Annotated in this window: 16 protein-coding genes and 1 tRNA gene; 8 read left to right on the top strand and 9 right to left on the bottom strand. The window is 44.5% G+C overall.

Annotated features, from left to right (window positions below):
- The 6 genes from B151_RS0114740 (at window position 1) to B151_RS0114715 (ending at window position 5481) form a co-directional block, all read left to right on the top strand.
- Window positions 1-71: transfer RNA gene (locus B151_RS0114740), tRNA-Gln, on the top strand.
- 102 nt (window positions 72-173) lie between these two features.
- Entirely contained in the window at window positions 174-1106 is a 933-nt protein-coding gene (locus B151_RS0114735; RefSeq protein ID WP_020404417.1) for a ribose-phosphate diphosphokinase, read from the top strand.
- 19 nt (window positions 1107-1125) lie between these two features.
- The gene (locus B151_RS0114730) at window positions 1126-1839 is read left to right on the top strand and encodes a 50S ribosomal protein L25 (RefSeq protein ID WP_020404416.1); all 714 of its coding nucleotides are present in this window, start codon (window positions 1126-1128) and stop codon (window positions 1837-1839) included.
- 42 nt (window positions 1840-1881) lie between these two features.
- The gene (gene pth, locus B151_RS0114725) at window positions 1882-2439 is read left to right on the top strand and encodes an aminoacyl-tRNA hydrolase (RefSeq protein WP_020404415.1); all 558 of its coding nucleotides are present in this window, start codon (window positions 1882-1884) and stop codon (window positions 2437-2439) included.
- A 50-nt stretch (window positions 2440-2489) separates the two neighbouring features.
- Complete coding sequence (locus B151_RS0114720; protein WP_020404414.1) at window positions 2490-4673, top strand: sodium-translocating pyrophosphatase; 2184 nt, start codon at window positions 2490-2492, stop codon at window positions 4671-4673.
- Window positions 4674-4809: 136 nt separating this feature from the next.
- Complete coding sequence (locus tag B151_RS0114715; RefSeq protein ID WP_020404413.1) at window positions 4810-5481, top strand: hypothetical protein; 672 nt, start codon at window positions 4810-4812, stop codon at window positions 5479-5481.
- Between the two features lie 43 nt (window positions 5482-5524).
- Here the strand turns inward: B151_RS0114715 and B151_RS0114710 are convergent, their stop codons facing one another.
- Window positions 5525-8848 (bottom strand): amidohydrolase family protein, encoded by a 3324-nt coding sequence (locus B151_RS0114710; protein ID WP_020404412.1) that lies wholly within the window; start codon window positions 8846-8848, stop codon window positions 5525-5527.
- A gap of 154 nt (window positions 8849-9002) precedes the next feature.
- On the opposite strand from B151_RS0114710, the gene pyrF reads away from it, so the two are divergent.
- Together pyrF and rnhA are read left to right on the top strand one after the other, a co-directional pair.
- On the top strand, window positions 9003-9842 hold the full coding sequence (gene pyrF / locus B151_RS0114705) for an orotidine-5'-phosphate decarboxylase (protein WP_157471054.1): 840 nt from the start codon (window positions 9003-9005) through the stop codon (window positions 9840-9842).
- Window positions 9835-10278, top strand: coding sequence for a ribonuclease HI (gene rnhA, locus B151_RS0114700; protein ID WP_020404410.1), 444 nt, complete (start codon window positions 9835-9837; stop codon window positions 10276-10278). Before pyrF ends, rnhA begins: the two co-directional genes overlap by 8 nt.
- A gap of 67 nt (window positions 10279-10345) precedes the next feature.
- Here rnhA and tsaD read toward each other — a convergent pair whose 3' ends face one another.
- The 8 genes from tsaD to hflX all read right to left on the bottom strand — a co-directional run bounded on the left by tsaD (window position 10346) and on the right by hflX (window position 21141).
- Window positions 10346-11332, bottom strand: a complete 987-nt coding sequence (gene tsaD / locus B151_RS0114695; RefSeq protein ID WP_020404409.1) for a tRNA (adenosine(37)-N6)-threonylcarbamoyltransferase complex transferase subunit TsaD — start codon at window positions 11330-11332, stop codon at window positions 10346-10348.
- A 447-nt stretch (window positions 11333-11779) separates the two neighbouring features.
- On the bottom strand, window positions 11780-11974 hold the full coding sequence (locus tag B151_RS0114690; RefSeq protein WP_020404408.1) for a hypothetical protein: 195 nt from the start codon (window positions 11972-11974) through the stop codon (window positions 11780-11782).
- 126 nt (window positions 11975-12100) lie between these two features.
- Window positions 12101-14050 carry a molecular chaperone DnaK gene (gene dnaK / locus B151_RS0114685; RefSeq protein ID WP_020404407.1) on the bottom strand — a complete coding sequence of 650 codons (1950 nt, stop codon included), beginning with the start codon at window positions 14048-14050 and terminating at the stop codon, window positions 12101-12103.
- Window positions 14051-14205: 155 nt separating this feature from the next.
- A complete protein-coding gene (locus B151_RS0114680; protein WP_020404406.1) occupies window positions 14206-14640 on the bottom strand; it encodes an Hsp20/alpha crystallin family protein in 435 nt (144 codons plus the stop codon).
- A 225-nt stretch (window positions 14641-14865) separates the two neighbouring features.
- Complete coding sequence (gene aroA, locus B151_RS0114675; RefSeq protein WP_020404405.1) at window positions 14866-16152, bottom strand: 3-phosphoshikimate 1-carboxyvinyltransferase; 1287 nt, start codon at window positions 16150-16152, stop codon at window positions 14866-14868.
- Window positions 16149-19145 (bottom strand): tetratricopeptide repeat protein, encoded by a 2997-nt coding sequence (locus tag B151_RS0114670; protein WP_051069759.1) that lies wholly within the window; start codon window positions 19143-19145, stop codon window positions 16149-16151. The genes aroA and B151_RS0114670 overlap by 4 nt, the downstream gene beginning before the upstream one ends.
- 38 nt (window positions 19146-19183) lie before the next feature.
- Window positions 19184-19849 carry a CBS domain-containing protein gene (locus B151_RS0114665; RefSeq protein WP_020404403.1) on the bottom strand — a complete coding sequence of 222 codons (666 nt, stop codon included), beginning with the start codon at window positions 19847-19849 and terminating at the stop codon, window positions 19184-19186.
- A 2-nt stretch (window positions 19850-19851) separates the two neighbouring features.
- On the bottom strand, window positions 19852-21141 hold the full coding sequence (gene hflX / locus B151_RS0114660; RefSeq protein ID WP_020404402.1) for a GTPase HflX: 1290 nt from the start codon (window positions 21139-21141) through the stop codon (window positions 19852-19854).
- Between the last annotated feature and the right edge of the window lie 9 nt (window positions 21142-21150).

The raw sequence follows: 21150 nt of genomic DNA, 5'->3' as shown, positions 1-21150 counted from the left end.
TGCCCGGTCGTCTAATGGCAGGACAGCTGGTTTTGGTCCAGTCAGTGGGGGTTCGAATCCTCCCCGGGCAACACAAATTAACAAAGGATGACTGCAGAGCCATCCTTTTTGTTTATTAATTTAAGAATTGGTTTCGCAGCCGATTCCAAATCAGAACTGAAGGCCTCCTGCACGTGGATACTCCTCTGGCAATTTTTTCCGGTACAAGTAATCCGGCTTTAGCAAGAGCAATTGCTGAAGAGTATGGTACATCATTAGGTGATGTGACCATCAAAAAATTTTCTGATGGGGAACAATATGTAAAGTATGAGCAGAGTATTCGGGGTGAAGATATTTTCGTTATCCAGTCTACCCCTCCTCCGGGAGATAATATTATCGAGCTTCTGCTCCTGCTTGATGCAGCAAAACGGGCTTCAGTAAAACGAGTTACAGCAGTAATTCCTTATTTCGGTTATGCGCGGCAAGATCGTAAGGATCAACCGCGGGTATCTATTGGTTCCAAATTAATGGCCAATTTATTGGTTAAGGCCGGAGCCGACCGGATTTTAACCATGGATTTACATGCTGCTCAAATTCAAGGTTTTTTTGATATCCCGCTTGACCATTTGTACGCAAGCAGGGCTTTTATTGATCACTTTACTTCTAACCCGATCGACAATCTGGTTGTGGTAGCTCCTGATGTAGGCAGCCTGAAAATGGCTCGGGCCTACTCTAAGAAATTGGGAGCAACGCTGGCTTTTATTGATAAGCGCCGGCCCAAGGCAAACCAGTCTGAGATCATGAATTTGATCGGGGAAGTAGAAGGTAAGAATGTGTTAATAGTCGACGATTTGATCGACACCGCCGGTACATTGACAAATGCTGCTGCGGCTTTGAAAGAGCGCGGTGCATTAAATATAATTGCAATTTGTACACACCCGATCTTGTCGGGACCGGCATTCCAGCGAATTGAAGATTCGCCTATTGACGAGGTGTTGGTTACGGATACCGTGCAGCTGCGCCAACCTTCAGATAAGATAAAGGTGCTCAGTGTAGCCAATATTTTTGCTGAAGCAATACAGCGTATTCACACCAACGACACAATCAGTGCACTGTTTGATAATTAATGATTAATGTAAACGCATTATGGCATACCCAGAATTAGTAAAAATTGAAGGAACAGTAAGAGAGACCAGTAAAAAAGCGAATAAAGCGCTGAGGGAAGAACTCCGCGTTCCTGCTGTTCTCTACGGACCTGAAATTGAAGAAAACATCCATTTTTCTATTGACGAGCTGGAGTTGGAAAAAATTCTCAGAACTCCGCAAACCAAATTACAGGAACTCACGGTTGATGGAAAAACCTATAAAACCCTTCTTAAGAGAACTGAATTTGACCCGGTAACCGACCGCCCCCTACATGCCGACTTTTATGTATTGGCAGACAAGCACCCGGTTACCCTGCGTGTACCGGTAAAGATCACCGGAAACGCCAAAGGTGTTGTTGAAAATGGTGGCCGCGTATTTCAGCCATTGAAATTTGTTCGGGTTCGGGTATTACCGGAAGTAATTCCTGCAGAATTTGAACTTGATATTTCTCCGCTTGCCATTGGCCAGTCTCTTCATATATCTGACATTGACATGGAAGGCATTACCCCTCTGGACGATCTCGGACGTACCATCGTAACTATTCGTCCTCCAAAAGGAGCCGACTTCCTCGAAAACCTCGTCTCCGGTGTGGCTGATGAAGCTGAAGAAGAAGTGGTTGCAGAAGGTGAAGAAGTTGCTGAAGGTGAAGAAGCGGCTGAAGGCGAAGCTCCTGCCGAGGGTGAAGGAGATTCTGAAGAATCAACCGAAGAATAATTACACATTATTCTAAACACTTAAACGTGACTTTCAACTAACATGTCCCTTATTGTTGGATTAGGAAACATCGGGGAAAAGTATGAAGGTACGCGTCACAATATCGGATTTGAAATTGTTGATGCACTCGCTGAAACTCTTTCTATCACATTTGGCCCGGGCGACGGGCCTTTTGTGGTTGCAGAGGGCAGGCACAGAGGGCGGAATGTGGTACTTATAAAGCCAACTACTTATATGAATAAAAGTGGCATGGCTGTTAAGAAGGCGCTTTCTAAATACAAAGCCGACCAACAGGATTGTTTGGTTATCTATGATGACCTCAACCTTGATGTTGGAGACATTCGGCTTAGAGCCTCAGGCAGTGCAGGAGGGCATAACGGAATACAACATATTATTGATCAATTAGGCAACCGGGATTTTCCCCGCCTACGTTTCGGGATAGGAAATGATTTTCCACGGGGCAGACAAGTTGATTTTGTATTATCTCCCTTCAGCAATTCGGATCAGCCTTATTTGGAAGAAGGCATTCAAAAAGCCCATGATGCAGCTCTTTATTTTGTACGAGAAGGCATCAACAAAACCATGAACAATTTTAATTAGATGAGTCCCCACTACGGACAACGCAAATCATAACTAACGCAATCGGAACTATGCAAACAATTACCTATTTGATACCGGTGGCAGGCGTGCTCGCACTCTTGTACACTATTTTTAAGACCTCCTGGGTTTCCAAGCAGGAAATCGGGACAGAAAAAATGGAACGCATCAGCAAGCACATTGCTTCCGGAGCAATGGCTTTCCTGAAAGCTGAATACAAAGTTCTTTCCATATTTGTAGTCGCTGTAGCCATTATCCTTGGATGGAGCGCCAATCCTGAAGTCTCAAGCTGGATGGTTGCAATCTCTTTTGTAGTTGGAGCTGTCTGTTCCGGACTTGCCGGATTTATTGGCATGAAAGTAGCCACTAAAGCCAACGTGCGTACAACCAACGCTGCCCGAACAAGTCTCGGAAAAGGACTTGAAGTTGCATTTGCAGGTGGTTCCGTGATGGGACTTGGCGTAGTAGGACTTGGTGTTTTGGGGCTTTCTCTGCTTTTTATTGGGTTTGGCTCTTACTTTGGCCTTGAAGGTGCTGCAGCCGTAAATAAAGTACTCGCCATTGTAACCGGATTTTCTTTCGGTGCTTCATCTATCGCACTTTTTGCCCGTGTAGGAGGTGGCATTTACACCAAAGCTGCCGATGTTGGTGCTGACCTGGTAGGTAAAGTGGAAGCCGGTATTCCTGAAGATCACCCGCTAAACCCTGCTACCATTGCAGATAACGTAGGTGATAACGTAGGTGATGTTGCTGGTATGGGCGCCGACCTTTTTGAATCGTATGTTGGGTCTATTATTGGTACTATGGTATTGGGTGCTGCTTTTATGGCTATTCCTGAATGGAGTGATAACTTCAACGGACTTTCTGCTGTATTGCTTCCATTAGTGTTAGCCGGAACCGGAATTGTGACCTCAATTCTTGGAACTTTCTTTGTACGGGTTAAAGAAGGTGGAAATCCACAAACAGCACTAAACGTAGGTGAGTTTATTTCTGCTGCCGTTATGCTGGTTGCTTCATTCTTTATTATCCAATGGATGCTTCCCGCTGAATGGACTTTCAACGGACAAACCCTGACCTCTATGGGTGTTTTCTGGGCTACTATTTTCGGTCTTGCTGCCGGATTATTGATCGGACTTGTAACTGAGCATTATACCGGAACCGGCACTAAGCCTGTTTGGTCTATCGTAAAACAGTCCGTAACCGGGTCCGCAACAAATATTATTGCCGGTGTCGGTGTTGGAATGATCTCAACCGCAATTCCTATCATCATTATCGCTGCTGCCATCATTGGAGCTTTCTATTTTGCCGGATTGTACGGTATTGCAATCGCTGCTGTAGGTATGCTTGCAAATACAGGTATTCAGCTTGCTGTTGATGCCTACGGTCCTATCTCTGATAACGCCGGTGGTATTGCTGAAATGTCTGAACTTCCCAGTGAAGTTCGTGAACGTACCGATAAGCTTGACGCCGTTGGTAATACTACTGCAGCCATTGGTAAAGGTTTCGCGATCGGTTCTGCAGCACTTACTGCACTGGCTCTTTTTGCCGCCTTCATCACTGCATATGAAACGGTAAATCCGGGTTCTAATATTTCCATCAATGTAACGAATCCATTTGTAATGGCTTCTCTTTTTGTTGGAGCCATGTTGCCTTTCTTATTCTCTGCACTTTCAATGAATGCAGTAGGCCGTGCAGCTATGAGTATGATCGAAGAAGTACGTCGTCAGTTTAAAGACATTCCTGAGTTGACCGAAGCTCTTGCTGCTATGAACCGAAATGAAGGCAAGAAACTAAGTGAATGGTCAGATGATGACCGTACTAAATTTGAAGCCGCTGACGGTAAAGCCGAATACGAAAAATGCGTGGAGATCTCTACCACAGCTTCAATTCGTGAAATGGTTGCGCCCGGACTGCTGGCTGTAATTGTACCGGTACTATTCGGATTCATCGGCGGACCTGAAATGCTTGGTGGCTTGCTTGCCGGTGTTACAGCTTCCGGCGTGTTGATGGCTCTGTTCCAGTCTAATGCCGGCGGTGCTTGGGATAACGCCAAGAAAATGATTGAAGAAGGCGTTACGATCGACGGCGTTGAATATGGCAAAGGGTCTGCCCCTCACAAAGCCGGTGTGGTAGGTGATACCGTTGGTGATCCTTTTAAGGATACTTCCGGCCCTTCACTAAACATTCTGCTTAAGCTGATGTCAGTAGTTGCACTTGTGATCGCAACCATGATCTAAGCTAAGATCTTAGTATCTTTCCAGCCCTGCACTTAAATGAAGTGCAGGGCTTTTTTGTTTCTATGATCCACGAATTTAAATAGTCACCCAAAGGAGATCTTTTTACGCCTCCTGTAGTGACATAAATAATGAACACATGCCAAGCACTGACATCTTCAAATTGATCTTTCAACACGATCAAAGACTGGATAAACTTGCCGATCGCAATACAAGAGAAAATCCAAAAAAAATAGAGTCTTCTCTCGAGGATTTCATGAAGCCGGATCCTACCTACTCCAAGCTTTACTTCACCGGAACTGATCTCAAAAATGAGCATTTTGGGTTGAATCGGTTGTCTTCTTTTGATGAGATCATCGCGGCGATGGAACTGGCTTTTCCTAACAAAAATATTATTACGGCTAAAACTTCATTTCCATCCATATCCAAAGCCATTCAGGATCTTAGACTGGGTGAAGTTTTTATACTTACGGATAAAGAAACATCGGATCTGGATATCAGCTCATTACATATCGATATAAATTCCAATGTAGGCCATCTTAAAGAAGAGCTTAAAGATGCATTAGAGAACGACCACATTGTAGTGTATAAAGAACAGGCCAAAAATGGTTTCGACCTGCATTTATTTTCAAAGGAAAATGTATATCGGGACCTCTTCTTTCCACTGCAAAAATTAGTTCCCGATCACTTTCGATTTTTCAGCATCAACGGCAAGAAATTCAGATCAGAACGACATTTTTATTTTGAGACCTGGACACTGGATAAACCTCCCCACGGTTTTGAAGAAGTTCACCCGGAGAGTGTGATTTAGTGATGAAGTAGTTTGAATCAGATTTACTTCATCACTTACTTTATCACTTCCGAACTCCCGGAACATTCACTGGCTCTGTATTTTGCCACCAGAAGGTTGGTAATTCTTTTTGGGTGGGAAATACTTCATTCAAGCTTTCCGTTTCATACATCCGTCCATTCTTCATGATAAACTCCAGATCAGCCGTATTTCGAATATTTAACAAAGGGTCAGAATTCAAGATCAGCAAATCAGCCAGTTTTCCTTCCTCAATGGTTCCCAGGTCTGTTTCCAGACCAATAGCTTCTGCGCCCTGAATGGTGGCCACCTTCAAAATATCATGCTCCGAAATACCGCCGGACTGCATCGCCCAGAGCTCCCAATGATATCCCAAACCTTGCAGTTGTCCATGGCTTCCCACTCCGGCCCGGCCTCCTGCTTCTACCAGATCGTTCACAAATGCCGCCAGTTCTTCAAATACATGTTCTTCTTCCATGAACCAGCCTGCATTTCGTCTTCGGGTACGTTCATCCAGATTATTATGGGGCATAAAACGCTGTAACTTTGGCTCATCGTGGGGACGTTCGATCGCATAGAAATAATTTTCGGCCCAGGGTCCACCATAAGCTACCAATAAAGTAGGTGTATAAGCTGTTTGTGAAAATGCCACTAACTCGATCACATCTTCAAATAGGGGAAATATTGGGAAAGAATGCTCATGTCCGGGGTACCCATCGATCACTTGCGTCAGGTTTTCCTTGAAATCAAGAGAACCTTCCGTGGTTGGCATTAACTCCTGCTCTCTGGCAGCCTCAATGATCCACTGTCGCTGCTCACGATTACCGGCCCCATACATTTTGATGGTCTTGGTATCATAATAATCGCTGTAGCGTTTCATCACATCGCGGGCATGATCGAGGTCTTTGATATTCTCGCTGCTGAAGACACCCGGCCCCGTTGAATACACACGTGGACCCAATAATTTACCTGCGTGAACCAGATCCTGATACGTAAGCACATCGGTAGTTGAAGTTTGCGGATCTCTGGTAGTGATCACACCGTACGCCAGGTTCGTCAGGTAAGACCAAAACTCCCCTCGGTGCAAATTCACAGGATGACGAAAATGTGCATGGGTATCTACAAAACCGGGTATGATCGTTTTTCCTGAAACATCTTTGATCTCAGCATTATCCGGTACATCAACCTGCCCACGCTCCCCAATTCCAACAATGCGGTTATCTTTGATGACGAGATCTGCATTCTCAATGATCTCATCCCCATTCATCGTGATCACTTTTGCTCCGCGAAGCACTAAATCTCCTTCAGGAATATCACGATCCGCCATCACACTTATTCGAATTTCCTGAGGCTGATATCCTTTTTCTTTTTCCTCTTTTTCCACCTCAACTTCTTCGCCATTCTCTTCCTCTGATTCTTTTTCATCTTGTTCAGTTTCCATTTTTTTTGCGGCTTTAACGCTATCGTTGTAAGCTTCATCTGCCTCCAAATCATAAATTACATGCGCATTCCCAATTGACCAATGGATACGGTTTGCATCCCAACTCCAGGCAGGGAATTGCCCGCCGATATCCGTCAGCTGATGACTGGGAAAAGAACTCGAAGAACCACCCACACGAATACGTGGGGCTTCTCCTCCTACTTTAGGAACTGTGAGCACGAATAGATCACTATTAACCTGAGCAAGGGCCTGATCTCCTTCCGGGGCCATACGAATCCATGATGCACGGCCACCTCCGCTACGTGTCACTTCCAGGTGTTCTTTTTCATCGGTTCCATCCCAGCGGATAGAAACCAAACCACCCCAGCTGGATAGATAAATACGATCCGATCCTTTCACAAAATGTGGATTTGAACGTCCGTTTGTAAATGCAATAAAGTTATTTGCTCCTCCATCAGCATCGATCCATACAAGATCACTGGTACCCTGAAATGCCGTTCTTCGTGTCGCATTTCGAAAATCTTGTGGTTGTCCTTTGATCACTACAATACGGCTCCCATCGTTATTCCACACCGGATCCTGAAAAACGCCTTCCTCTTCATTCATCTGCTGTAACCTTCTTCCATTCGGCCGAACTTTATATACCTTACCGGTTTCCGGGGTCCACGTTACAAAGGCAATCCATTCTCCATCGGGTGACCAAACCGGTTGTGCCTGTGTTTCATCTAAATCGACGAGTTTACGCGGCTCACCACCAGGCAGCTCCATCGTATAAATTTCATTCAGAGCAGTGAACGCAATTCTCTTTCCATCCGGTGAAGGAACGGCATCGCGTATCTGGGTGATCTCAAACTGTGGGGTATCTTTGATCGGGTAATCGAAATCAAGCTCAGGTCCTAATTCAATACTTCCTTTTACACGGAATGGAATTTCTACCGCATCTCCACCATCAACGGGCAGCTTCCAGATTTTTCCTCCATAAGATGTAACCACATATTTGTTATCCGGGGTGAAGGACATACCGGGCAGTACATCTCTTGAAGCTCGTGATTCCTGATCATCATGCTGAACCGGATATGCCAGCCAGCTTTCATCACCAGTTTTTAAATCGCGTTTCACCAATCCGGTGTGTTCATCGTGGCGTGTTCCATACACCAACCATTTGCCATCCCCTGAAAGCGTTGGGCGAAACGAAGACCCATATCGATCGGATTGTACCGTAATTTCACCCGTTTCCCGATCATAAGTTGCGATCTCGTATTGAGGCAGTGACGCGTTATAATCCCAGGTTCCAAATCGACGAGAGAACCATACATACCGGTCATTGGCCCCGAACGCTCCTTCCAACATCCTCAAATTTCCCGGCTCTTCCGTCAAAGGCACCCCGGAACCTCCGTCAATATGATACATCCAGATCTTGTGATTACCGGGATCATTTTTGGAGGCGATCACATAATTACCATCCGGCATCCACTCGGGCGACTGATACTCATTTTCTTTTCCTTTCGTAAGCTGTTCACTTTCTTCGGTTTCAAGATCATAGATCCAAACGCCTTCTCCACCGGAAGCATCTGAAATAAAGGCAATTTTATTTCCATCCGGGCTGAACCGAGGCTGACTGTCGAACTGCATTCCGCTGGTGATCTGTGTGGCTTCACCACCATCGATCGGAATAGTATACAGGTCACCCAAAAAATCGAAAACGATGGTTTCACCATCAGGACTCACATCCAGCGAGATCCAGGAGCCTTCAGTCAGATCAAAGGAAAATTCCCTGCCCGGCTCAAGTGGTAACTCATTGAGTTCTTCGGTGTCGGTTGAGTCGGAATCGGCATCATCCTGAGCAACTGCTATGCTGGGTGCAAATGCCGTGATGAAAACCATCAAAGTCAAAGTTAAATAAGTAGATGCAGTATCGATCAGTCTCATATTAGTATCTAATTTATGGATGAAAGTATGAAGCTAAAAAAATTGCATCAGCTCCCCAATGCTTTTACAAGTATATACATGCATTATTTACCCTATGGAAATGCTTTCTTCCATTGGCTTTGAGAAATGTTATCTTCCTCAAAAATTTTCATTTATGACATTCCTCGAAAAATTAAAGAACACGATTTCGAATTCCGGCTCAGTTTTGTGTGTAGGCTTAGATCCGAACCTTGACCTTCTTCCTCAACCGATAAAGGATCAGTTTGAGTCTCCTGAAGAACAAGTTAGTTATTTCTGCAAATTGGTGATTGACTACACCTCTGATCACTGTGCAGCCTTTAAACCAAATCTTGCTTTTTTTGAAGCTCTTGGGTCCAATGGACTCTCTGTATTCAGGGAAGTCATTGCACATATTCCGGATGACAAGATCATCATCGCCGATGCCAAGCGAGGTGATATAAGTTCTACAGCTGAACACTATAAAAAAGCGTTTTGGGATGAATTCGAAGTGGATGCCATCACCCTGAATCCCCTGATGGGTTTTGAAACACTGAAAGCTTTTTCCAAGGATGAAAGCAAAGGAATTTATGTGCTCACATTGACCTCAAACCCCGGTGCTTCCGACTTTCTCAAAAAGCCCTTTTCCGGTTTTGACATGATGTCGCAATTCATTGCCGATCAGCTTGCAAAAAAATCTGCTTTTTCTGATTCACATTTGGGAATGGTGATCGGCGCCACGCAAGCGGAAGAGGCGGAAAGTGTGTTGTCGCATCATCCGAAAGGAGCATTGTTAATTCCAGGAATTGGAGCACAAGGTGGTTCTATTTCTGAACTCGCTAAAGCACTTCAGGATCATAAGGGAATTCCGCTGATTAATTCCAGTCGCGGCATTACCTATGCAGGTAAAGATGAAGGCGATTGGCCTGAACATGTTGCCGAAGCCGCAAAATCTATGAAACAGAATCTGAATCAGATCACCAAACAGTATGTCTAATAAACCCGAAGTTATTGTTTACACCGATGGAGCCTGTAGCGGAAATCCGGGTCCGGGAGGCTGGGGAGCGATTTTAAAATGGAATGGCAAAGAGAAAGAACTCTCCGGAGGCGATCCGCAAACCACCAACAACCGAATGGAAATGCAAGCTGTGATCGAAGCATTGAATGCCCTGAAGAAACCCTGTCTGGTCAAAATTCACAGTGACAGTGCCCTAATCATCAACGCCTTTACGCAAGGATGGATCAAGAATTGGCAGAAAAGAGGCTGGCGTAAATCCAATAAAAAACCGGTCGAAAATAAAGAATTATGGCAGGCAATGCTGAAAGCCATGGAACCACATGAAGTGGTTTGGGTGAAGGTTAAAGGCCATGCAGGAATCGAATTAAACGAACGGGCTGACCAATTGGCGGTAGCTGAATCTCAGAAATTCTAAATGTTGAATTTTAAATGTTAAATGGAATACTAAACCCATTTAACATTTAAAATTTAGCATTCAACATTCACGAAAGTGAGGAAAAAGGCACCAGGTCCAAATCATCAAAATGCCCCAGATCGGCCTTCATTTTTCCCGTCATGGCGATCATGGCAGCGTTATCTGTGCAGTAGCTTATTTGGGGAGAATATAGCTTCACTTCCATCTCTTCTGCCATCCTTTGAGATTTTTCCCGCAGCATGGAATTCGCAGAAACTCCTCCGGCAAGTAACACCGTTTTCACTCCGGTTAGTTTGATGGCTCGCTTCAATTTCTTGACCAATACCTCCGAGATCGCAAAAGATACACTGGCGCAAATATCATTTAAATGCTCTTGGATCCAATCCTCTTCTTTATCCTGCAAGTAATACAGCACACTGGTTTTCAACCCGGAAAAACTGAAATCGAGGCCTTCGTGGAGTAGTGCCTGAGGAAATTTATGAAATTTGGGATCTCCTTCTTTAGCGAGTTTATCCATGTGCGGACCAGCTGGATATGGCAGCCCCAAAAGCTTACCGATTTTATCAAAAGCTTCACCGGCTGCATCGTCCCTGGTTTCACCAATAATCTCATGCTCGAATGGGGATTTCACATGTACCAGCTGTGTATGTCCGCCTGAAACGGTTAGTGCGATCAACGGAAACTCCGGCTGATGATCGATGAAATTAGCATAGATATGCGCATCCATGTGGTTCACTCCGATAAGCGGAATATCTCTGGAAAGAGCCAATCCCTTGGCAAAACAAATTCCGACTAACAACGAACCTAGCAAACCCGGCCCCTGCGTTACGGCAATAGCTTCAATTTCATCTAAAGAAGTATTTCCTTCGTCCAGCGCCTGTTCCACCGTTTGGGTAATGGTTTTTTGATGCGCCCGGGAAGCTAACTCCGGCACTACTCCTCCAAACTTTAGGTGGATGGATTGGGATGCTATGATATTGGATTGGATTCCATCATCGGTTAAAACCGCAGCTGAGGTATCGTCGCAAGAAGATTCGATGGCTAAAATGTTCATGCCTCAAAGATAAGAATGTTGGGCTTGAAAGACATGAGGAATAGAACACGGATGACACAGATTGTGCGGATGATCGCTGTTTTTTTAAGTACTCCATTTAACCTAACTTCGCCTCTTCGTTTTGGAAATCTTTTGACAGGAATAAAATGCCTCAGCGGCCTGACGATTGAAACAAGCAACTCTGCAATCCATCTTTCCGCTCAGCTTGCACAAGTCCATTTGTTCAATTCACGAAGAGCGGGGTGATGGATGGACCAAAGGCAAAAAGCCCTTCTTCACCTTAAACCATGATTTGAAGGATTTTAAGATTCTCTTGATTTGCATCCATTCGTAGGGCGGGCAACTTGTCTGCCCAATGCAAATTATTGAATCCCAGATAACCCTACCAGACTCAGTTCATTTAATCAACATTAACTTCTTCGTGCTCAGTTAGAAAACTTTCTGATTTTATTTACTGTTTTTGTCCTGCTCTCGCTCCATTGCATTTCTTTGTTTAAGGTACTGTGCAATCATAGCTGTGTTTTGCGCAATCTCTTCATTGGAGCGAACCAAGCGAAGAACCAACCAAATAACCAAACCGATTATAACCAAGTAGATTATTGCAGGAATTATAAATGCCATTGGACCAAGTACTGAAAACATGATATCGTAAAGTTTTGATTAGTCTTAACAGTACTAAATACAAAAACTCATTAAACAAAAAAATCCCGCTCCGGAAAAACCAAAGCGGGATTTTAAACTTATCGAGAGTAAGTGAGAATGCTCAGCTTACTTGTCGTCTTCGTCATCAACAACTTCGTAATCTGCGTCAACGGCATCTTCGCCACTGTCTTCAGATTCTGAGGAAGCCTCAGCTCCATTGGCGGCTCCGCCTTTAGCGCCGGTGCCGGCTGCTCCACCTGCTGCAGCTTCTTCCTGTGTTGCTTTGTAGATCTCTTCTGAAGCCGCAGACCATGCCTTATTCACGGCTTCGATCGCATCATCAATTTCGTCCATATTTTCTTCTTTATGAACTTTCTCGAGATTTTCGACCGCTTCTTCGATGGTCTTTTTATTATCATCGGAGATCTTGTCGCCGTATTCATCAAGCTGTTTCTTGGTAGAAAAGATCAGACTGTCGACCTGATTGAGTTTCTCTACCTTTTCCTTGATCTGCTTGTCTTCTTCCGCATGTTCTTCGGCCGCTTTCTTCATTTTTTCGATCTCTTCCTCGCTTAATCCTGAAGAAGATTCGATACGAATACTTTGCTCTTTTCCGGTTCCTTTATCTTTTGCGGTAATGTTCAACACACCGTTTGCGTCAATATCGAAGGTAACTTCGATCTGAGGTACTCCGCGTGGAGCCGGTGGAATTCCATCTAAGTGGAAACGTCCAAGGGTTCGGTTATCCTGAGCTTTGGCTCGCTCACCCTGCAATACATGGATCTCAACACTGCTTTGATTGTCAGCTGCCGTTGAGAATACCTGTGATTTGCTGGTTGGAATAGTACTGTTGGACTCGATAAGAGGAGTCATAACACCACCCATAGTTTCGATACCAAGCGTAAGCGGAGTGACATCCAGAAGTACAACGTCTTCCACATCACCTGACATTACACCACCCTGAATAGCAGCACCAACAGCAACCACTTCATCAGGATTTACGCCTTTACTTGGATCTTTGCCAAAGAAGGCTTTTACTTCTTCCTGAATTTTTGGAATTCGGGTTGAACCACCTACTAAAATAACCTGATCGATATCGGACTTGGAAAGACCTGCATCGTCAAGCGCTTTTTTACATGGATCGATAGAACGCTTCACCAAATCATCCACCAACTGTTCAAACTTTGCACGGCTCAGATCAATATTCAGGTGTTTTGGTCCTGAATCCGTTGCCGTCACAAATGGCAGGTTGATATTGGTTTTCTGTGAACTTGAAAGCTCGATCTTAGCTTTTTCGGCAGCATCTTTGAGTCGCTGCATCGCCATTGGATCTTTGCGAAGGTCAATACCTTCATCTTTCTTAAACTCATCAGCAAGGAAGTCGATGATGCGCTGATCAAAGTCGTCTCCACCAAGATGGGTATCACCATTGGTTGATTTCACTTCAAATACTCCATCACCCAATTCAAGGATAGAAACGTCAAAGGTACCACCACCAAGGTCATATACGGCAATTGTTTGATCTTCATCTTTCTTGTCCAGCCCATACGCAAGGGATGCCGCAGTTGGCTCGTTGATAATACGCTTGACTTCAAGTCCGGCAATTTTACCGGCTTCCTGAGTAGCTTTGCGTTGGGCATCGTTGAAGTAAGCCGGTACGGTAATTACCGCCTCTGTTACTTTTTCGCCCAAATATTCTTCAGCGGTTTGCTTCATTTTTTGAAGCACCATCGCAGAAATTTCCTGTGGTGCATATTTGCGATCTTCAATTTCAACACGTGCTGTGCCGTCATCGCCCTTCACCACTTTATACGAAACCTGTTTGGTTTCATCCTTCACTTCGTTAAACATGCGTCCCATGAATCGCTTCACAGAAGCTACAGTTTTATCCGGATTGGTGATCGCCTGTCGTTTTGCAGGAGCTCCAACCAGTCGTTCCCCGTCTTTGGAGAATGCCACAACAGAAGGAGTAGTTCTCCCTCCCTCACTGTTCTGAATTACTACCGGCTCATTACCTTCCATGACGGCAACGCATGAGTTGGTAGTTCCTAAGTCAATTCCTATGATTTTTCCCATTGGTCTGTTCTGTTTTACTTTTTACTGTTATAAATATTCTTGTCTTTTCTTTCCGTGCCGACGCAGAGCGTCAGGCACGAGCCTTAATTATTATATTATTACACCATCCTCGCTACGATCGCTCTGCGTCGTAGCGAATATCAGTAGTCAATATGTTATTTAACCGGAATGGATTGTGAGTCTTTTAATGCTTCTGATTTGGGCATCGCAATCGTCAAAACGCCATTTCTGAAACTGGCTGACACTTCAGCCGCATTTACATTCTGTGGAACGGCAAATGCACGGGCAAATGCACCGCGTCGTCGTTCCTGTCTCTTAAAATCTTCCCCCTCTCCGGCTGTGATCTCGCGCTCACCTTTCACCGTCAGCACATTATTTTTAAGGGAGATCCCAATTTCCTTTTTTGACAGCCCCGGAAGGTCAAGCATGATCTTGTATTCCTCTTCACTTTCCAGGATATCACAATCGGGAGCAAAGTCTTTATCTTCGTTGGCTAATGGCACAACTTTTTCGACAAACTGCTGAATATCTTTGCCAAGCTTAGAGAGATGTCTCTCAATTTCGATACCAAATTCTGTAAAATCTCCCATGAGCATGAGGGTTCGTTCAAATTCAATATCAGATAAGCAATACCAATGCCAACTATGGGAGACGGAAAGAAAACTGACGGAATGACCGACGTATTGTCAGAAGTTATGATGTGATAGAGTGATAAAGTAATGAAGTGAGCATTGGTAATTTTGTACCTATTGCTTACAAGCTTCTTTTTTATTCTGAAGCACCCATTATCTTAAAAAAACTACTTCATCACTTAATTACTTTATCACTTTTTTGAGATCATCCCAAAAGGTAGGATAGGAAACGGCCGCACATTCTGCATCTTGAATTTTACTGATGCCCGTTCCTTTTAGGGAAAGAACGGCAGCGGCCATGGCGATCCGGTGGTCGTGGAAGGATTCGAAGGTGGCAGATTTGAAACTGAAATCAGGGTCTCCGTGGATGATAAGGCCGTCTTCTTGTTCTTCAAAGTTGGCTTCCACAGCTTTCAGCATGTTGGAGATGGCCATAATGCGGTCAGTTTCTTTGTGGCGTAGTTCTTCAGCGCCGGATATAACAGAAGTTCCTTCTGCAAATAACATTGCCACCGACAGAATCGGAAGTTCATCAATACAATTTGGTATGATTTTAGGATCGATTTCAATGGCTTTCAGGGCAGAGCTTTTTACCACAATATCGCCGGCGGGTTCGGCACCTTCCATCCGCTCGTTCTCTATGGTAATGTCTGCGCCCATCTCTCCTAAAATTTCCAACAAAGCATTTCGGGTAGGATTTAACCCCACATTTTCGATCAATAACTCTGCATTCTGCTGAATGGCACCGGCCACCAGCCAAAATGCAGCGGCGGAAAAGTCTCCCGGAATAGTATAACTTTGATTGGGTATTTCATCTGCCCAACTTGCCGAAATGATCTTACGATCCTGCACCAATTTCTGATCTAAATTCAGCAATCGTTCGGTATGATCACGGCTGGGAAGCACTTCAATAACCTGCGTAACCTCTTCCCCAAATAATCCGGCCAGTAGCACACACGATTTTAACTGTGCACTTGGAATGGGAAGTTCGAACTTCAAGGGCTTCAATGGTTCATTCCGGTTAATGAAAAGTGGAGCATAACCGGAGTTTCGGGCTAAAATATGTGCGCCCATCTGCTCCAATGGCTTGATGATTCGTGTCATATCCCGGGCACTCAATGATGGATCTCCTACCAGTTTCGCTGAGAGACCTGAGCCGGCAACTACTCCGGAAAGCAACCGCATGGCTGTACCGGAATTTCCACAATCCAAATCTTTGTCCGGTGATTTCAATCCTTTGCGGCCGGTTCCTTTTATGATCAGCTTTTCACCTTCTTTTTTAACTTCCGCACCCAGCTGCTGTATACAACTTAGGGTGCTTTGCGGATCTTGGGCAGAAGAGTAATTCCCAACTTCTGAAACTCCTTCATGCAGTAAAGAAAAAATGGCAGCGCGTTGAGAAATAGATTTATCGGGGGGGAGTGTCAGAGTTCCTTTCAGTGATAAGGAAGGAGAAATTTCTTTGATCATGAATCAGCTTGGTTTAACAGTCGCTTTGCTTTTTGCTCTGCCGGAGTTCCGGGATATCTGGATATGATGGAGTTCAGGATATTCATTGCCTCACCGCGATTTCCTAAACGAATATGACATTCTGCACTGCGGTATTTAGCCTCCGATACCCAGGTATCAAAAGCCTCAAAAAGCACGCTTACTTTACCATATTCTTCAATAGCAGCGGTGTAATCTTCTTGTAACTGGTGGATCCGTCCCAGGTAAAATTGAGCTTCTGCACCAATTTCGGTACTGCTGCTTTCAGCAATGGGTGCCATATAGTCTCGTGCCTGAACAAAATTTTCTTTTCGCAGCGCTACTTTTCCTAAACCAACTTTTGCAGAATTACTGTTTGCGTTAACCTCCAAAGCAGCTTGAAATTCCTCTTCGGCACGCTCTGTTTCATTCATAGCCAGGCTGGCATTCCCCATTCCTACATAAGCCTCCTGACGATACCTGCCTGCAGATTCGAGCAATTGATTATAGCTACTATATGATCGTTCGAATTCGCCCTGTTCATAGTAAAGCGTTCCGAGCGAGATCAGCGCTGATGCAGCCAGTTCATCTTCCGGAAACTCATTAATAATACTTTCATAGGCTTCAATTGCATCTTCCATTTTACCAATCTGTTTGTACGACTCAGCAAGATTGGAATAAGCTTCGGGCATCAACTCCTCAGAATTTGTCACTCTCAGATACTGGCGAAACTCTTTCACGGCATTCTCATAGTCTCCGGTCTGGAAGACATTGAGGGCCTGACGATACCGAAGCTGATCGGCCGTAGAACTGGTTGGATTGTCACTTAAAAATTCCTCCAGGATCACCGAACTGCTATCTGATTTACCGGCCGATAGTTGCGCATATTGAATACCATTGATCGCTTCAATGATATACTCACTTTTGGGATAGTCTTCCAAAACTTTAGTGTAGGCTGTAATAGCCCGGTTATACTCACCGGCATTGTAATAAGCATCTCCGATATTATATTGAGATCGAGCCGCCCAAGCAGTTCCCGGATATTTGTCGATCACCGTTTGAAATTCTTCTATGGCTTGTGAGTAGTTATTGGTATTCAGATAGATGTAGGCAATATTATACTGAGCTTGCTCCCGCAATCGACTGAAAGGATAAATGCGAAGTGTTTTTCTGAAGTTAGAAACGGCTTCAAAGGTTCTGCCTGCACGATAATAACTGTTGGCGATCTGGAACATCGCGTAGTCACCTCCGGGCTCGGCTCCTATGGCCTGATTGTAACTTTCAATGGCCTGTCTGTATTCACCTAATGCATAATAAGCATCCCCAATCCGGAGTTGAGTGTCTGTATCATAAGGAAAAAGCTGAATATCGGGAGCCTTGTAGTTTTCTAAAAAATTCTTGAGAGGTCCCACAGCATCTTGGTACTGCCCCATTTGAAAATAACTCCAACCCAGGGAATAGAGGGCAGCCCCCATCATGTCATCATCTCTAAAATTTTCAGTAAATGTTCTGAATCGTTGAGCCGCTCTGCTATACTGGCGCAATTTATAGTAACTGTCGGCACTCCAGAACAAGGCTTCTTTCCCCACCTCAGTGGTAGGCGCTTCAGCATATACGGATTCAAAAATTGGCTGAGCCTGCTCATAGGCCTGATTCCGATATAATATCCACGCTTTTTGAAAGCGAGCTTGCCGTTTAAGAGCAGGATCTATGTTCCCAACTTTTTCCGCTTCCTCAAAAGCCTGAATGGCGCGTGTATACTCAGCATTTGCAAAGTACGCTTCTCCCAGCAAAGTGTAGATCTTTCCGGGATCATCCAGTTCCATATCACTTCGAACCAAGTCTAACAAAACTTCTATGGATTCACCGTAAATAGAGGCCTGAAATGCAGAAACCGCCCATTCATAATAGGCAATTTCAACCCACAGGCCGGTTTTGTACCGATCTCCGAATTCCCTGAATGATTGAATAGATTCTTTATACTGGGAGCTTAGTTTTTCGTTTACAGCTTTATAGTAAAGTGCTTTTCGGGCTATTTCATCATTTCCAACGGCAGCTCTTCCAAACGATTCTGCAGCCCAGTGATAGATCTCTTGTTTGTGATACACCCAGCCAAGTCCGTAATGTGCAATCCGTTCCTGATCAGTTCCTTTGGTCATGTTTATATAACGCAAATACGACTTAGACGCTTCCTGATATTCCCCCAAATAGTTTTGGCTTTCTGCGATCAGAAAAACAGCTTTGACCTGTGATCCTTCTCCCAAATACGGCAATGCATTTTGAAGGGCCTCAATAGCTTCCCGGTATTTACCCTGCATATAGTAGGATTCCCCCAAAGCAGTCCCCACCCTTCTTGTGATTTCTTTATTGGGATAGCGTTCTTTAAGAACCTCGAATGCCGAAGATGCAGCATCATAGTGTCCCTGGCTCAGGTATAACCGGCCCCTTGCATATAATGCTTTGGGAGCCCATTCGGAATCGGGATATTCATTCGCCAATTCCATAAAATAGCGCCGGGCATCGGAATAGTCTTCATTCTCTGCGGCGGCTTCAGCTATCCAATACTTCGTTTCTGCAGCAGATCGGTCAGGCATCCAGGAATCAACCGCTTGCTGATAATATAAAATTGCCTTCTCGTATTCCCTTTTGTCGGTATACCTATGACCTGCATCTTTCAACAATTGCTCAGAAAATTCACTGCCGGGATAACGGAGCACAAATTCCCGGTAATAAGATTCGATCTTGGAGGAATCTATTCCGGTCAATGCTCTTGCTAAGTAATAATCCGATGAAATTCGCAATTCGTGGGCGGGATGAGCATCACTGAAAGACTGAAATTGCTGAACAGCTTCCTCAAAAAGGCCCTTTTCGTAGAGATCGATCCCACGTGAATACGCTTGGGTTTCAGGAGCCTGAATATCCTGAGCGTGAACCAGGTTCAACAATAGAAATGACAAAAATACGGAAAGGATGCTGCTTTTTAGAGCGAGGCGCATGTAACTTGCTATGGCTAATAAGGGTTAATAGTTACTTCTTATATGTCAAGATAGCGAATAAGTTCATCCGCTCGGTCAGAAAAATCACCTTCCAGGATCTCACTGTTAGCTTCTGAAGTGATGGTATACCCAAATCGTCGAAGTCCGGCGCTTACAACCGAAGAATCTTCTAAATTTAGTTTAAAAGAAACACGATAAGAAGGATGATCGATATCAGGTTGCTGTACGGCCACACCGAGAATTTTGGCTCCTTCCATTTCGATGATCCTGACAATGTCGGATAGGGTAAAATCCTGTTGTTCCAACTCCACAGAAATGACAGAACCATAGCTCGATAAGTTGAAAAGCTCGCCCAGTGCGGTGAGAACGTCTTTCTTTTTTAGCATCCCGATAAAGTTCATCTTCGTGTCAACAACGGGCAGCAAGTACAATTCTTTGGCCAGCATCACCCTTGATGCCTCGAATAGATGTTGAGATGCCGGAACTGAGATCGGTTCTGCAAGTTCCAGATTCTTTAAAGGGGTTTCTTCGTCTACCACTTCTATCAAGCGATCAAGGGATGCCATTCCCACCAACCGATTGTTTTCATCCACTACCGGTATGCGTGTAGTGTGAAGCAGGTCGATGCGAAGCAGTGCGGCTGCCACGGTGTCATCGAGCTTTAATGGGGATATATCTTTATTTGTGATTTCCTGTACTAACATGATTATACAACTTCGCCATTAGCTCCAATAGTATCCAACAAATGGGATAATTGCTTGAAATCTTTTTTTGCTATACTGAAGGTCAATTCCACATCAGTGCCTTCATAGGTTTCATTTTCAACGGTGGCGTTTTCATGAATAAAAGCAACTGCCTTGTATTTTGAAACCGGAATTTGCATGGTGTGCGTGCTGTAATCCAGCTCTATCATATCTTCAATACTGTCTTCGAGCTGCTTTAAGCCAATTCGCTGTTCAGCTGATACAAATACAGCATTAGGATATTCGCGTTTCATCTCTGAAACCTGATGGGCATCCATCTTATCCACTTTGTTGAACACTAAAATGGTGCGTTTATTTGTGGCTTTAATTTCTTCTAAAGTCTCATTTACCACTTCAATATACTCATGGGCCATCTTAGAAGAAGCATCCACTACATGCAATAAGATATCGGCTTCGCGTACTTCATCTAAAGTAGACTTGAAGCTTTCAACCAGGTTATGCGGAAGCTTTCGGATAAAACCGACGGTATCAGATAATAAAACCGAATGATTCTCCATCTCATGCCGTCGAACCGTGGAATCGAGTGTAGCAAACAACCGGTCTTCAGCAAAAACGCCCGTCTTGGTCAACGCATTCATAAGGGTTGACTTCCCGGCATTGGTGTACCCAACCAGGGATATTCGGGTCATTCCTTCCCGGCCTTTGCGCTGTGTTGTTCGCTGCTTACTGAGTTTTTCAAGCTTATCTTTTAACACAGAAATACGACGGCCGATCAATCTTCTGTCGGTTTCGATCTGTGTTTCACCGGGGCCTTTGGTTCCAATCCCACCTTTTTGGCGGGAAAGGTGAGTCCAGTATCTGGTCAGTCTTGGAAGCAAATACTCTAATTGTGCCAATTCTACCTGTGTTTTTGCTGCCGCTGTTTTAGCACGGGCTGCAAAAATGTCCAATATCAAGGCACTGCGATCCAGTACTTTCGCATCTGTCACCTTCTCAATATTGCGCAATTGGGTTGGGGTCAGGTCATCATCAAAAATAACCGCATCAATGTGCTTCTCCCCCATAATGCGCTTCAGTTCATTCAGCTTTCCTTTTCCTATATAAGTTGAGGAATCCGGGTGGGTCTTATTTTGAAGTATTTTTTCTACCGTGGTTGCGCCGGCTGTATCTGCCAACAGGGAAAGTTCATCTAAATATTCTTCGGCTTGAAAACGGGTGGTTTCAGGGCCGTATAAACCTACCAATGCTACTTTTTCCCGTTCTAAATCAGAATTTTTTACGTCGTCTAACAAATGGTTAAA

This window comes from Gracilimonas tropica DSM 19535 (assembly GCF_000375425.1).
GTDB classification, from domain to species: domain Bacteria; phylum Bacteroidota; class Rhodothermia; order Balneolales; family Balneolaceae; genus Gracilimonas; species Gracilimonas tropica.
This window is presented reverse-complemented; position numbering and strand designations above follow the sequence as displayed.

What these genes read in the sequence shown, in the direction of transcription:
- B151_RS0114730 (WP_020404416.1), top strand. Translation starts at nt 1,126, where the DNA reads ATGGCATACCCAGAATTAGTAAAAATTGAAGGAACAGTAAGAGAGACC.
- pth (WP_020404415.1), top strand. Translation starts at nt 1,882, where the DNA reads ATGTCCCTTATTGTTGGATTAGGAAACATCGGGGAAAAGTATGAAGGT.
- B151_RS0114720 (WP_020404414.1), top strand. Translation starts at nt 2,490, where the DNA reads ATGCAAACAATTACCTATTTGATACCGGTGGCAGGCGTGCTCGCACTC.
- B151_RS0114715 (WP_020404413.1), top strand. Translation starts at nt 4,810, where the DNA reads ATGCCAAGCACTGACATCTTCAAATTGATCTTTCAACACGATCAAAGA.
- B151_RS0114710 (WP_020404412.1), bottom strand. Translation starts at nt 8,848, where the DNA reads ATGAGACTGATCGATACTGCATCTACTTATTTAACTTTGACTTTGATG.
- pyrF (WP_157471054.1), top strand. Translation starts at nt 9,003, where the DNA reads ATGACATTCCTCGAAAAATTAAAGAACACGATTTCGAATTCCGGCTCA.
- rnhA (WP_020404410.1), top strand. Translation starts at nt 9,835, where the DNA reads ATGTCTAATAAACCCGAAGTTATTGTTTACACCGATGGAGCCTGTAGC.
- tsaD (WP_020404409.1), bottom strand. Translation starts at nt 11,332, where the DNA reads ATGAACATTTTAGCCATCGAATCTTCTTGCGACGATACCTCAGCTGCG.
- B151_RS0114690 (WP_020404408.1), bottom strand. Translation starts at nt 11,974, where the DNA reads ATGTTTTCAGTACTTGGTCCAATGGCATTTATAATTCCTGCAATAATC.
- dnaK (WP_020404407.1), bottom strand. Translation starts at nt 14,050, where the DNA reads ATGGGAAAAATCATAGGAATTGACTTAGGAACTACCAACTCATGCGTT.
- B151_RS0114680 (WP_020404406.1), bottom strand. Translation starts at nt 14,640, where the DNA reads ATGGGAGATTTTACAGAATTTGGTATCGAAATTGAGAGACATCTCTCT.
- aroA (WP_020404405.1), bottom strand. Translation starts at nt 16,152, where the DNA reads ATGATCAAAGAAATTTCTCCTTCCTTATCACTGAAAGGAACTCTGACA.
- B151_RS0114670 (WP_051069759.1), bottom strand. Translation starts at nt 19,145, where the DNA reads ATGCGCCTCGCTCTAAAAAGCAGCATCCTTTCCGTATTTTTGTCATTT.
- B151_RS0114665 (WP_020404403.1), bottom strand. Translation starts at nt 19,849, where the DNA reads ATGTTAGTACAGGAAATCACAAATAAAGATATATCCCCATTAAAGCTC.